Raw genomic sequence first — 13,513 nt, 5'->3', positions numbered from 1 at the left:
ACCGGCGTGGCGGCACCTCGCGTTTTCGAGCGAAGTGGGTACCGGCCTGTTTTGAGCAGCGCCCAGGGCCATGCTCGGGTGAGCGGGCAGGTCGCTGGCATCCGCCGGTTTCATGGCTTACCTGAGGAACATGACGAGCGATTCTTCCGATCCCGAGAAGCCGATCGGGTCCGGACAGACGCCGGGTTCCCCGGCGATCGTGCGGCGCGACGGCATGGCGATGGAACAGGACATCGATCCCGCAAGCGTCGAGACCGATAAGGACGACGAGGCGCGGCTGCCCGATGTTCCGGACGAGTTCATGGATGCGGTCCCGGAGGTTCCGCTCGCGATCGGACGCGCGGCGATCGAACATGCGGTTCGCCACGCACCGACCTCGCCCGGCGTCTACCGCATGATGAACGCCGCCCGCGACGTGCTTTATGTCGGCAAGGCCAAGAACGTGCGCAAGCGCCTGTCGTCCTACGCCCGGCCGACCGGCCAGGTGATGCGCATCGCGCGCATGATCGCGGCGACGGCCGCCGTCGAGATCGTATCGACCGGGACCGAGACCGAGGCGTTGCTGCTCGAAGCGAATCTGATCAAGCAGTTGCGGCCGCGCTTCAACGTGCAGCTTCGCGACGACAAGTCTTTTCCCTACATTCTGATCACCGGCGACCACTGGGCGCCGCAGATTCTCAAGCATCGCGGCGCCCAATCACGGCCGGGCCGCTATTTCGGGCCGTTCGCTTCCGCCGGGGCCGTCGGCCGCACCATAACCGCGCTGCAGCGGGCGTTCCTGGTGCGCTCCTGCACCGACTCCTTTTTCGAAAGCCGGACGCGGCCTTGCCTGCTGCACCAGATCAAGCGTTGCGCCGGTCCCTGCACCGGCGAGATCGATTTCCCCGGCTACACGGCCCTGGTTCGCGAGGCGACCGACTTCCTGTCGGGCCGCAGCCGCGCGGTGAAGGAAGATCTGGCCCGCGCGATGGAGCAGGCCTCAGTTGACCTCGCTTTCGAGCGCGCGGCGCTGTATCGCGACCGGCTGGCCGCGCTATCGGCGATCCAGTCGCAGCAGGGCATCAACCCGCGCACGGTGGAAGAAGCGGACGTTTTCGCCATCCATCAGGAGGGCGGCTATTTCTGCGTCGAGGTTTTCTTCTTCCGCACCGGGCAGAACTGGGGCAACCGGGCCTATTTTCCGCGCGCGGAGAAGTCGTTTGCGCCGGAGGAGGTGCTCGGATCGTTCCTCGCCCAGTTTTACGACGACAAGCCGCCGCCCGGGCTGATCCTGCTGTCGCACCGGATCGAGGAAAGCGAACTGCTCGCCCATGCGCTGTCGATCAAGGCCGGCTGCAAGGTCGTGGTCTCGACGCCGCAACGCGGCGAAAAGAAGGAGCTGGTCGCGCACGCGCTGACTAACGCCCGCGAAGCGCTGGGCCGTAAACTGGCGGATACCGCGACGCAATCGCGGCTGTTGCAGGGCCTGGCGGCGGTGCTCGGCCTGCCGCGGCCCCCGCGGCGTGTGGAAGTCTACGACAACAGCCACATCCAGGGCGCCAATGCGGTGGGAGCGATGATCGTCGCCGGTCCCGAGGGCTTTCTCAAGAATCAATACCGCAAGTTCAACATCAAGTCCGGGAGCCTGACGCCCGGTGACGACTATGCGATGATGCGCGAGGTGCTGGAGCGCCGTTTCAAGAGATTGCTGACGCAGAACGCCGCCGGTCCGCACTCCGCCGCTGAATCGGGGCAGGACGCCGTGCCGCAATGGCCGGATCTTGTGATCATCGACGGCGGTCTCGGCCAGCTCAATGCGGTTCGCGCGATCTTCGACAAGCTGGGACTAAGTGGCGTGGCGCTGATGGCGGTCGCCAAGGGGCCGGACCGTGATGCCGGCCGCGAAACCCTGTTCCTGCCGGATCGTCCGGCGATGAAGCTCGAACCGCGGGATCCGGTTCTGTATTTTATCCAGCGATTGCGTGACGAGGCGCACCGGTTTGTCATCGGATCGCATCGCAAGCTGCGTAGAAAGGACATCCGGGAAGCCGGATTGCAGGAGGTTCCCGGTATCGGCCCGGCGCGCAAGCGCGCGCTGCTGCATCATTTCGGAACGTTGAAGGAGATCGAGCGGGCGTCGCTGGCGGATCTCGGCAAGGTTCCGGGCATCAGCGCGGAAAGTGCCCGCCGGATCTTCGACTTTTTTCACGCCCGGCCGGCGTGACGGCTTTGTTATGATGTTGGTCTTCTTTTTTGTATTAAGATCAATGAGTAAGATCGGTGATAGGTCACGGGGCCGAAAAATTGCGCCGCGCGGCCGGTTGACGTTCACGCCGGGACGGTATTGGTAAGATGAAATGAACACTGCAACCAGCCAGGCGACCGCGAAGCACATCCTGTCGCTGCCGAATATCCTCACCTACGCTCGCATCGCCGCGATCCCGGTGGTGGTGGGCTGCGTCTACGCGCAATCGATCATGGACGGGCCGCTGCAGCTGCGCTGGGTGGCTCTGGGCGTGTTCATCGCGGCCGCCGTGACGGACTTCTTCGACGGCTATTATGCACGAATCTGGGATCAGCAGTCCGCCCTCGGCAAGATGCTCGATCCGATCGCGGACAAGCTTCTGGTTGCGTCCTGCCTGCTGATGCTGGCGGCGGACGGCATCATCCATGGCTGGACGCTGTGGGCGGCGATCGTAATCCTGTGCCGCGAGATTCTGGTTTCAGGGCTTCGCGAATATCTTGCCGCGCTGCGCGTCAGCGTGCCGGTCACCAAGCTCGCGAAGTGGAAGACTACCGTGCAGCTGGTTGCGATCGGGTTTCTGCTCGCGGGCGAGGCCGGCGACCTGATATTCCCCTTCGTGACCCAGATCGGGCTTCTGTTATTATGGATTTCGGCGATCCTCACCATCTATACAGGCTGGGACTATTTCCATGCCGGCATTCACCACCTCATGGAGGAGGATGAAAAATGAAGGTGCTTTACTTCGCCTGGGTGCGCGAGCGGATCGGCAAGGCCGAGGAAGCGCTCGATCCGCCGGCGGCCGTCGCGACGGTTGCCGACCTGATCGCGTGGCTGTCGCAGCGGGGCGAGGAATATGCCTACGCCTTCGAGAAACCGAAGGTGATCCGCGCCGCGATCGACCGGATGCATGTCAACCAGGACACGGCGATCGCGGGCGCGCGTGAGATCGCCTTCTTTCCGCCGATGACCGGCGGCTGATTTGTCAGTTCCGGCTCCGACGATGACCGTTCCCATCACCATACGCCTGCAGGAAGCCGACTTCGACCTCGCGCATGAGGTTGCCGCGTTGTCGCGTGGCCGCACCGACATCGGCGCGGTCGTGACTTTTAGCGGCATCTGCCGGGGCGACGAGGATGGCGAGGCGATCGCCGCGCTGACGCTCGAACATTATCCGGGCATGGCGGAGGCCGAGATCGCGCGTCACGCCGAGGAAGCGGTTTCGCGCTGGCCGCTCACCGGCATCACCGTCATTCACCGCTATGGCCGGATCGTGCCGGGCGAGAACATCGTTCTCGTGGTGACCGCGTCCTCTCATCGTGAGGCCGCGTTCCAGGGCGCCGAGTTCCTGATGGACTATCTGAAAACGAAAGCGCCGTTCTGGAAACGGGAGGAGGGCGCCTCCGGCTCCGGTTGGGTTGACGCCCACGACCGCGACGACACCGCTGCGGCACGTTGGGCCAAACCCTGATGGCGAAGACCGCCGCGCGCGGCGGACGATCGAAAGCCGCGACTTCCGGCCCGGGCCGAAAACGTCCTTCGGCGCGGGCCGCCGCAAAGGCTGCGAACTCCGCTGTCGCCGGAACGTCGGCTCCGGCACTCGACACGATTTTCGACTATGTTCGCCATGCAGCCGCAACGCTCACGCGCGCGCGCGTCACCTTCGCACATGGCACCACCGATCCGGTCGCCGAGGCGGCCTTTCTGGTCGGCGAGGCCATGCAGTTGCATCCGGACGAGGTCGAACCGCAGGCCGCCCGGCGGGTGCCGGAAGCGGCTGGCCGGCGCATCCTCGGCTGGATCGAACAGCGCATCGTTACCCGCAAGCCTGCCGCCTATCTCGTCAACAGGATGTATATGCGCGGCCTGCCGTTCTATGTCGACGAGCGGGTGATCGTGCCGCGTTCGTTCATCGGAGAGCTTCTGGACTCGCATTTCGGCGGCGACGAGGTGCTGCGTCTGCGCGATCCCGAAACCGTCACCCGTGTGCTCGATCTCTGCACCGGCTCGGGCTGTCTCGCCATTCTTGCGGCGCGCGCTTTTCCGAACGCGAATGTGGACGCGACCGACCTGTCGGCTGACGCGCTCGCTGTCGCTTCCCGCAATGTGAGGGAGCACGGCCTTGATGATCGTATTCAGCTTGCGCAAGGCGATCTGTTCGCGGCGGTCAGGGGCTGGCGCTATGACCTGATCATCTCCAACCCGCCCTATGTCGATGCCAAGGGCATGGCGGGACTGCCGCGCGAGTGCCTTGCCGAGCCGAGGATGGCGTTCGACGGCGGCACTGAGGGCATCGATCTGGTGCGGCGGATCATCGATGGCGCCAGGACTCATCTCGCGCCGGGAGGCGGGCTGTTGTGCGAGGTCGGTCGCTGCAAGCCGGCGATCGAGCGGGCTTATCCCGGCGCGGATTTGCTCTGGCTCGATACCGAGGAGTCCGAGGGCGAGGTGTTCTGGATCGATGCGGCGGGTTTGAGAGCATTTTCCGGCTAAGTGGAATCCGGTTAGCCGTAAGAAAATGCTCTCGATCAAAAACTTGCGCGTATTCTGATCGCAAAACCGGTATCCACTTTTGCGGAATACGCGCTAAGGGTCTGTCTGCATGATGGCCCGCGCGAGATGATGCGCGGCGATCCGGCGTCTTTCGCGAACCCGTATCGGATTCCGCCGAATTCGCTATAAGCGCGGTTCGATGAACGGGGCATGGAGAGCGCGCGCGATTATCGTCCGGCTCTCGCCCCAGCCATTTTGTGCCGACCGCCGGACCGCGCCATGCTGCCTGACGCCCGCCACAGCGCCTCTTCGCGCGACGCCTGGCTCGGAGAATTCCGGGTGACGCTGGCGCTCGGCTGGCCTTTGGTCCTCACCAATGTGGCGCAAATCGCGCTGACCACCACCGACGTGATCGTGTTGGGCCGGGTTGGCCCTTCCGCGCTGGCGGCCGGAACCCTTGGCGTCAATCTGTACTTCGCGATCCTGATTTTCGGCATCGGCGTCGTCACGGCGGCGTCGCCGATGATGGCCGAAGCGTTTGGGCGCAAGCTGCATACGGTGCGCGAGGTGCGGCGGACGTTCCGGCAGGGGATGTGGGCGTCGATTCTGATTGCGGCGCCGAGCTGGCTGCTGCTCTGGCACACCGAAGTGATCCTGCTTTTGTTTCATCAGGAGCCGCGGCTTGCCGCCGACGCCCAGGTGTTCGTACGCGCGTTGCAGTGGGGCATGCTGCCGACGCTCGGCTTCATCGTGCTGCGCTCGTTCTTCGCCGCGCTGGAGCGTCCGCTGTCGGCGATGATGGTGACCGCGATCGCGATCCTGTTCAATATCGTCGCCAACTGGGCGCTTGTGTTCGGCCATCTCGGTCTGCCGCCGCTCGGTCTGCTGGGGTCCGGCATCGCGACGACGTTGTCGAACGCATTCCTGTTCGCTGGGGTGGCGCTGGTCGCGAGTCTTGGCCGCGGCTTCCGCCGCTATCATCTGTTCGGCAACTGGTGGCGCGCCGATTGGCCGCGTTTTCTCGCGCTGTGGCGCGTCGGTCTGCCGATCGGCGCGACTCTCGCGTTCGAGATCACGGTGTTCAACGCCGCGGTGTTCCTGATGGGACAGTTCGGCACGGCCTCGATCGCGGCTCACGCCATCGCGATTCAGATCGCGTCGGTGTCCTTCATGGTGCCGATGGGATTGGCGCAGGCGGCGACGGTGCGCGTCGGTCGCGCCTACGGCGCGGAAGATGTCGATGGAATTACCCGCGCGGGATGGGTGTCGTTTACACTGGCGATTTCCTTCATGGCCGCGACCAGCGTGTTGATGATTTCAGCGCCACGATGGTTCATCAGCGCATTCGTCGACATCAACGATGCGGCGAACGCCGAGGTGATCGGGCTGGCGGTGTCGTTCCTCACCTGCGCGGCGGTGTTTCAGATCGCCGACGGCGCGCAGGTTGTCGGCGCCGGCATGCTGCGCGGCTTGCAGGATACCCGTGTGCCGATGATCTATGCGGGCCTCGGCTATTGGGGCTTCGGCATGTCGTTGAGCCTGCTGTTTGCCTTCAAGCTCGGGTTCGAGGGCACCGGCATCTGGATCGGCCTGGCGTCGGGCCTCGCGGCCGTGGCCATCCTGATGATGTCGCGCTGGATCAGGCGTGAACGGCTCGGCCTCGTGCCGATGAAGGAGATGCGGCGCCGCGAACCTGACCCGGAGACGAACGATCTTCTTCCGCGCAAGAGGGTGATCCAGTCGTCGGAGTGACGGCATGACGGCTTTCGTTGCGCGGCGAATTCACGCCGGTCACAGCACCTTGCGGGTCCACCTGTGCGGGTCGGTCGCGCGGCCGTACTGGATATCGACCAGCTTCTTGCGAAAGCCCATCGCGACGGGGCCCGCCGCGCCGCCATTGATGGTGAAGTCGCCGTGCGCCGAACACACCTTGCCGATCGGCGAGATGACGGCGGCGGTGCCGCATGCGAAGGCTTCCCGGAGTTTGCCGCTGGCGGCGTCGCTGCGCCACTGGTCGATCGTATAGGGCTCTTCGCGCACAGGCGTGCCGGAGTCCCTTGCGAGCGTGATGATGGAGTCGCGCGTGATGCCCGGCAGGATGGTCCCCAGCGGCGGCGTCGAGAGCGAACCGTCATCGAAAACGAAGAACACGTTCATGCCGCCAAGCTCCTCGACGTAGCGCCGTTCGATCGCATCCAGGAAAACCACCTGATCGCAGCCGCGGTCGATCGCCTCGGCCTGCGCGCGCAGGCTGGCTGCATAGTTTCCGCCGCACTTGACGGCGCCTGTGCCGCCGATCGCCGCGCGCGTGTAGTTTTCGGAAACCCAGATCGAGATGGGCGCGGGACCGCCCTTGAAATAGGAGCCGACCGGCGAGGCGATGACGGCGAAGATGTACGCGGCGGACGGCTTGACGCCGAGGAAGACCTCGTTCGCGATCATGAAAGGCCGAAGGTAGAGGCTGCCTTCGCCGCCCGGAATCCAGTCCTGGTCGATGCGCACGAGTTGTTCGATGGCCTCGATGAAAACGGTTTCGGGCAGCGGCGCCATCGCCATGCGCTCGGCCGAACTGCGGAAGCGCCTCGCATTGGCGTCGGGCCGGAACAGGTTGACGCCGCCGTCGTCACGCTTGTACGCCTTGAGACCTTCGAAAATCTCCTGCGCATAGTGCAGGACGGCGGTCGCCGGATCGAGCGGGAAGCTGGCGCGCGAGGCGACCCTCGCGCCGTGCCAGCCCTTCGCCTGATCGTAGTTCACCACGGCCATGTGATCGGTGAACACCCGGCCGAAACCTGGATTCGCGAGCTTTTCGGCGCGCACGCTCGCCTGCGTCGGTTCGGCCGCCGGTTGAACGTCGAATGTCAGCGACGTTGCGCCATCGATTTTTTCGAACGAAGCTCTCATGGTGTTCTCCAGCTTGAAACGGTCTTCGTTCCGGGTCGTTACCGCCGCTCGAAAGGCCGGTTTCCGCTCTGGCGGATGGCGCGAAGTCCAGTATGTTGGCCGAAATGCCGCTCGGCAATCACATCGGCACCAGAAGTGAATGGCCGTTGGCCTCGCTGTTCGATTAGACCGCATCCGTGATTCGTGGGCGCGATATAATGTTTCGTAGTTGGTAGCCGGGTTGTAACATTGAAATCAAAATATGGCAATAATGCTGACATAAATTTTCCGGCAAGGTCTGTCGCCATGATGGCTGGCGGCTCGGAAGCGCCGGGCGGGCGATCAGAGGAGACGCGCTGGGACATCATCGAACTGCTGTTCTTCGCCTATCGCGATTTCGTCGGCGATCCCGATCATGTGCTTGAGGAATTCGGATTCGGCCGCGCCCATCATCGCGTCATGCATTTCGTCCACCGATACCCCGGGCTCACCGTCGCCGATCTGCTCGACGTGCTGCGGATCACCAAGCAATCGCTGGGGCGGGTGCTGAAGCAGCTCCTCGACGAAGGCTATATCGTGCAGAAGGCCGGGGACGCCGACCGCCGTCAGCGCCTTCTTTTCGCCACCCCGAAAGGCGAGGCGCTGGTAGCGCAGCTCGCCGGCCTTCAGACCGATCGCATCAAACGCGCGCTGCGAAGCCTCGACGCATCCGACGCCGGGGTGGTGCGTCAATTTCTGCTCGGGATGATCGATCACGATGATCCCGACAAGGTGCTGGAGGCGATCCTGCGGGCCGACGGCAAAATGGTGAAGGCATGACGGTAATGCAAACGCAAACGGCAGGGGTTGCGCGGGCGCGGGTGAAGCTGGCCGACGACGCGCCGCACCTGCTGCTGGTCGACGACGACCGGCGCATCCGTGATCTGCTGTCGCGCTTTCTGGCGGGGGAGGGTTACCGCGTCACCACCGCCATGAGCGCCCAGGCCGCCCGCTCGAAACTGCTTGGTCTGTATTTCGACCTGTTGATCCTGGACGTCATGATGCCCGGCGAAACCGGCTTCGATCTCGCCCGGTCCGTCCGGGCCTCGTCTCCGGTGCCGATCATCATGCTGACGGCCCTGCACGAGGCCGAGAACCGCATCGAGGGTTTGCAGATCGGCGCCGACGACTATCTCGCCAAGCCGTTCGAGCCGCGCGAACTGGTGTTGCGGATCGGAAATATCCTCAAGCGCACGATGCCGCTGCCGGCGTTGCAAAGCGAGTCGATCGCGTTCGGGCCGTATGTCTATCATCTGGAGCGCGGCGAGCTGCGGCAGGGCGACGATGTCATTCATCTCACCGATCGCGAGCGTGAAATGCTGCGTGTGCTTGCGGCCACCCCGGGCGAGACGGTTCGTCGCGGCGACCTCAACGGCGGCGGCACCGTCAACGAGCGCGCCGTCGATGTTCAGATCAACCGGTTGCGGCGGAAGATCGAGCGCGATCCCGCCAATCCGCTATTCCTCCAGGCGGTGCGTGGAGTGGGCTATCGTCTGGTCGCGGCCCCTTGACCTCGATCACGGCCACGCTCGATGCCGGTCTGACGCTGATCCGCACGGCGTTGCGGCGTGTGCTGGTCGCCAACAGCCGGATCGGGCACGCGTTCAACAAGTGGATGCCCAAGGGCCTCTATGCTCGTGCGCTGCTGATCATGATCGTTCCCATGGTGGTGCTGCAATCGGTGGTGGCCTTCGTGTTCATGGAGCGCCACTGGAACACGGTGACGCGGCGGCTGTCGACGGCGGTGGTGCAGGACGTCGCCGCGCTGATCGATGTCTATAAGGACTACCCGCAGGATAAGGACCGCACGACGATCCGGGGCATCGCGCAGCAGCGGCTCGGACTGGTGGTCGATTTCCTGCCTCCGGGCGATATGCCGCCGCCGGGGCCGAAACCGTTTTTTTCCCTGCTCGACCAGTCGCTGTCGGTGCAGATCAGCAGGCAGATCGGCAAGCCGTTCTGGATCGATACGGTCGGCCGCTCCAATCTGGTGGAGATCCGGATCCAGCTCGATGACGCCGTGATGCGGGTGTTCGCGCAGCGCAGCGCCGCCTATGCCTCGAACTCGGAGATTTTCATTTTCTGGATGCTCGGCACGTCTTCGATCCTGCTGTTCGTCGCGGTGCTTTTCCTGCGCAACCAGATCAAGCCGATCCTGCGGCTGGCGGACGCCGCCGAGAGCTTCGGCAAGGGCCGCGAGGCGTCGAACTTCCGTCCGCGCGGCGCCCGTGAGGTCCGCCGCGCGGCGCAGGCGTTCATCGAGATGAAGATGCGCATCGAGCGCAGCATCGAGCAGCGCACCGCGATGCTGGCCGGCGTATCGCATGACCTGCGCACCATCCTGACCCGGTTCAAGCTGGAGCTGGCGCTGATCGGCGACAGTCCTGATGTCGACGGCATGCGCAAGGATGTCGACGAGATGCATGGGATGCTCGAGGCCTATCTCGCCTTCGCCCGCGGCGACAGCGGCGAGCAGGCGCAGCCGACCGACATGGCCGCCGCGCTCGAGGAATTGCGCAGCGATGCCGAACGCAACGGTCACGCCGCGACGGCGATGTTCAACGGGCTCCCCGTCGCCACCGTCAAGCCGGCGGCGTTCAAGCGCTGCCTCGGCAATCTGGTGTCGAACGCGGCGCGATATGCCGACACCATCGCCATCATCGGTCATCGCGATCATCGATGGCTCACCGTCATGGTCGACGATGACGGCCAGGGCATTCCGCAGGACATGCGCGAGGAAGTCTTCAAGCCGTTCGTGCGGCTCGACAGCGCGCGCAATCAGGACGAGGGCGGCTCCGGTCTCGGCCTCGCCATCGCGCGGGACATCGCGCGCTCTCACGGCGGCGACATTACGCTCGGTGACAGTCCGATGGGTGGCCTGCGCGCGACCGTGCGGGTGCCGGTGTAACGCAGCCGTCCTATCGCGTGGAGGCCATCGGCTCGAGTCGCCTTGATCGAGGCCGATCCTGTCGGAAAACGGTGTCCGTTTTGCGCCGGTGCGGCCATTCGGGCCGGGTCATGTCTGGCGCTCCCCTTCCTGAGCCCCCACATGAAGGGAAGGCTTGTTGCGGTACACACGCGAACGGAGGGAGCGGGTGGACATGGACGGCTCGGTTCATCTGGAAATGCGTTACGGCGCCACGAACTATGCGCCGCTGCCGGTCACGATCGTGCGTGGCCAGGGCGTCTACCTCTGGGACGACCGCGGGCGACCCTATGTCGATATGATGGGCGCTTATTCGGCGGCGAGCTTCGGACATTCCCATCCCCGACTGGTGCGGGCGCTCACGGACCAGGCACGGCAACTGGACACGGTTTCGCGCGCTTATTTCAACGATCGTCTCGGAGCCTTTCTCGCCCGCGCCTGCGCTCTGACCGGGATGGACCTGGCGCTGCCGATGAACAGCGGCGCCGAGGCTGTCGAGACGGCGCTGAAAGCCGCGCGCAAATGGGCCTACAAGGTCAAGGGCGTGCCGGACGGCCGCGCCGAGATCATCGTGTGTGACGGCAATTTTCACGGCCGCACCATCGCCATCGTCGGCTTCTCGTCAGTGGCGCAGTATCGCGACGGCTTCGGGCCGTTTCCGCCGGGTTTCAGGTCGGTGCCGTTCGGCGACGCGGCGGCGCTTCGGGCCGCGATCACGCCGAACACCGCCGCTTTCCTGGTCGAGCCGATCCAGGGCGAGGGCGGCATCATCGTGCCGCCGCAGGGATACCTCGCCGAGGTCGCGCGAGTTTGCCGGGAGCACGATGTCCTGCTGATCTGCGACGAGATCCAGTCCGGTCTCGGCCGCACCGGGAAGCTGCTGGCCTGCCAGCACGACGGCGTGACGCCGGACGCGGTGACGCTGGGGAAGGCGTTGGGCGGCGGACTTCTGCCAGTGTCGCTGTTCCTGGCGCGGCGCGAGGTGATGCAGGTGTTCAGTCCCGGCGACCATGGCAGCACCTTCGGCGGTAATCCGATCGCGGCCGCGGTCGGACTCGCCGCGCTTGATATGCTGATCGAGGAAGGACTGGTCGAACGATCCGCCCGCCTTGGCGCGCATCTACTCGCGCGGCTCCGCGCGATCGAAAATCCCGTCATCCGCGAAGTGCGAGGTCGCGGGTTGTTCGCCGGCGTCGAACTGGATCGCGATTCGGCCAGCGCCGCCACGGTAGCGACAAAGCTGTTGCAGGCGGGCGTGCTGACCAAGGACACTCACCGCAACACCATTCGGTTTGCGCCGCCGCTGATTATCGAGGAAGCCCAGATCGACTGGGTCACGGACCGGGTCGCCGAAGTGCTGGACGAACTCGCGCGCGCCGACGCTCATCCCTGACCTGAACTCCATCTCAATTGATGTCGAAGCGGACGCCCTGGGCGAGCGGAAGATCGTCACCATAGTTCACGGTGCTGGTGACGCGGCGCATATAGGCTTTCCAGGAGTCGGAGCCGGCTTCGCGGCCGCCGCCGGTTTCCTTTTCGCCGCCGAACGCGCCGCCGATCTCGGCGCCGGAGGGTCCGATGTTCGCATTGACGATGCCGCAATCAGAGCCGGTCGCTGAGAGGAACCTCTCCACCTCGCGCATGTCGGTCGAGAAGATCGAGGACGACAGACCGTGAGCGACCGCGTTGTGCTGCGCTATCGCCGCATCGAGGTCGGTATATTTCATGACATATAAAATCGGCGCGAAGGTCTCTTGCAGCACGGGGCCGGTCTGCGCCGGCATCTCCACCAGCGCCGGCCGGACGTAATAAGCGTCCGGAAACCGCCGCTCATCGACACGTTCGCCGCCATGCACCCGCGCGCCGTGCGCTCGCGCTTCCTCGAGCGCGCGCTGCATGGTCTCGAAGGCGGCGGCGTCGATTAGCGGACCCACCAGAACATCGTCGCTCGTAAGCGGGTCGCCGATCCGCACCGAGGCATAGATGCCTTTGAGCTTCGCCACGAATGCGTCGTGGATGCTGTCATGAACGAACAACCGCCGCAGCGTGGTGCAACGCTGGCCGGCGGTGCCGATAGCGGCGAAGGCGATGGCTCGCAGCGCCAGATCGAGGTTCGCCGAGGGGCAGACGATCGAACCATTGTTGCCGCCGAGTTCGAGGATGCTGCGTGCGAACCGCCGCGCGAGTTGCGTTCCGACCTCGCGGCCCATTGCGGTCGATCCGGTCGCGGAAACCAGCGGCACCCGCGGATCGTTGACCAGCGCTTCGCCGACATCGTGCCCGCCGATCAGCACGGTGGAAAGCCCCTCGGGGACGTTGCCCGTCTTGGCGGCGGCGCGTTCGAACAGCGCCTGCACCGCCAGCGCCGTCAGCGGGGTTTTCTCCGACGGCTTCCAGATCACCGGATTGCCGCAGACCAGCGCCAGCGCCGCATTCCACGACCACACCGCGACGGGAAAATTGAACGAGGTGACGATGCCGGTCGGGCCGAGCGGATGCCATTGCTCCATCATGCGGTGATGGGGCCGCTCGCTGGCGATGGTGAGGCCGTAAAGCTGTCGCGACAGCCCGACCGCGAAGTCGCAGATGTCGATCATCTCCTGCACCTCGCCACGGCCTTCCGGGACGATCTTGCCGGCTTCGATGGTGACCAGGCGGCCCAGCGCATCCCGGGTGGCGCGCAACTCTTGACCGAGCAGGCGAACCAGTTCGCCGCGCCGTGGCGGAGGCGCCTCGCGCCATCGCCGGAACGCCGCTTCAGCCTGCGCGATGGTTTCGGTCGCATGCTGGGGGCTTGCATCCTGGACGTGCGCGATGGTCTCGCCGGTCAGAGGCGAGCGCACGGCGCGCGCGCCGGTCCGATGATCGGCTGAAACCCCGAGATGATCGAGCAGGGATGAAATTTCGCTGGCGAGCACGGCGGATTTTCTTTCGTCGAATGGTCGATGACT

Annotated in this window: 12 protein-coding genes; 10 read left to right on the top strand and 2 right to left on the bottom strand. The window is 64.9% G+C overall.

The genetic code is table 11. The features are described 5' to 3' along the window. Positions 1-130: 130 nt before the first annotated feature. The 6 genes from uvrC to ACMYR2_RS14945 all read left to right on the top strand — a co-directional run bounded on the left by uvrC (position 131) and on the right by ACMYR2_RS14945 (position 6,466). Positions 131-2,203: an excinuclease ABC subunit UvrC gene (gene uvrC / locus ACMYR2_RS14970; protein ID WP_416193237.1), complete on the top strand. Its 2,073-nt coding sequence runs from the start codon at positions 131-133 to the stop codon at positions 2,201-2,203. 133 nt (positions 2,204-2,336) lie between these two features. Beyond that, entirely contained in the window at positions 2,337-2,954 is a 618-nt protein-coding gene (pgsA, locus tag ACMYR2_RS14965) for a CDP-diacylglycerol--glycerol-3-phosphate 3-phosphatidyltransferase (RefSeq protein ID WP_347263898.1), read from the top strand. After that, complete coding sequence (moaD, locus tag ACMYR2_RS14960) at positions 2,951-3,202, top strand: molybdopterin converting factor subunit 1 (RefSeq protein ID WP_347263897.1); 252 nt, start codon at positions 2,951-2,953, stop codon at positions 3,200-3,202. Before pgsA ends, moaD begins: the two co-directional genes overlap by 4 nt. A gap of 22 nt (positions 3,203-3,224) precedes the next feature. Next, complete coding sequence (locus ACMYR2_RS14955; protein ID WP_141382306.1) at positions 3,225-3,692, top strand: molybdenum cofactor biosynthesis protein MoaE; 468 nt, start codon at positions 3,225-3,227, stop codon at positions 3,690-3,692. Continuing rightward, positions 3,692-4,714 carry a 50S ribosomal protein L3 N(5)-glutamine methyltransferase gene (prmB, locus tag ACMYR2_RS14950; protein WP_347263896.1) on the top strand — a complete coding sequence of 341 codons (1,023 nt, stop codon included), beginning with the start codon at positions 3,692-3,694 and terminating at the stop codon, positions 4,712-4,714. The genes ACMYR2_RS14955 and prmB overlap by 1 nt, the downstream gene beginning before the upstream one ends. Positions 4,715-4,993: 279 nt before the next feature. Next, on the top strand, positions 4,994-6,466 hold the full coding sequence (locus ACMYR2_RS14945; RefSeq protein WP_347263895.1) for an MATE family efflux transporter: 1,473 nt from the start codon (positions 4,994-4,996) through the stop codon (positions 6,464-6,466). Positions 6,467-6,505: 39 nt separating this feature from the next. Here the strand turns inward: ACMYR2_RS14945 and ACMYR2_RS14940 are convergent, their stop codons facing one another. Then, on the bottom strand, positions 6,506-7,618 hold the full coding sequence (locus ACMYR2_RS14940; RefSeq protein WP_347263894.1) for a branched-chain amino acid aminotransferase: 1,113 nt from the start codon (positions 7,616-7,618) through the stop codon (positions 6,506-6,508). 288 nt (positions 7,619-7,906) lie between these two features. Between ACMYR2_RS14940 and ACMYR2_RS14935 the strand changes: the two genes are divergently transcribed. The 4 genes from ACMYR2_RS14935 (at position 7,907) to rocD (ending at position 11,955) form a co-directional block, all read left to right on the top strand. Next, positions 7,907-8,416 carry a MarR family transcriptional regulator gene (locus tag ACMYR2_RS14935; RefSeq protein WP_347263907.1) on the top strand — a complete coding sequence of 170 codons (510 nt, stop codon included), beginning with the start codon at positions 7,907-7,909 and terminating at the stop codon, positions 8,414-8,416. After that, positions 8,413-9,147, top strand: coding sequence for a response regulator transcription factor (locus tag ACMYR2_RS14930; RefSeq protein ID WP_347263893.1), 735 nt, complete (start codon positions 8,413-8,415; stop codon positions 9,145-9,147). The genes ACMYR2_RS14935 and ACMYR2_RS14930 overlap by 4 nt, the downstream gene beginning before the upstream one ends. Further along, positions 9,144-10,544, top strand: a complete 1,401-nt coding sequence (locus tag ACMYR2_RS14925) for an ATP-binding protein (RefSeq protein ID WP_347263892.1) — start codon at positions 9,144-9,146, stop codon at positions 10,542-10,544. Before ACMYR2_RS14930 ends, ACMYR2_RS14925 begins: the two co-directional genes overlap by 4 nt. Before the next feature lie 193 nt (positions 10,545-10,737). Beyond that, a complete protein-coding gene (rocD, locus tag ACMYR2_RS14920; protein ID WP_416193236.1) occupies positions 10,738-11,955 on the top strand; it encodes an ornithine--oxo-acid transaminase in 1,218 nt (405 codons plus the stop codon). Between the two features lie 13 nt (positions 11,956-11,968). On the opposite strand, the gene ACMYR2_RS14915 is transcribed toward rocD, so the two are convergent. After that, the gene (locus tag ACMYR2_RS14915) at positions 11,969-13,480 is read right to left on the bottom strand and encodes an aldehyde dehydrogenase family protein (RefSeq protein WP_347263890.1); all 1,512 of its coding nucleotides are present in this window, start codon (positions 13,478-13,480) and stop codon (positions 11,969-11,971) included. Positions 13,481-13,513 lie beyond the last annotated feature (33 nt).

The organism is Nitrobacter sp. TKz-YC01 (assembly GCF_047824785.1).
Taxonomy (GTDB): Bacteria; Pseudomonadota; Alphaproteobacteria; order Rhizobiales; family Xanthobacteraceae; genus Nitrobacter.
The sequence above is the reverse complement of the archived record's forward strand: the minus strand, read 5'-3'. Positions and strand labels throughout refer to the sequence as shown.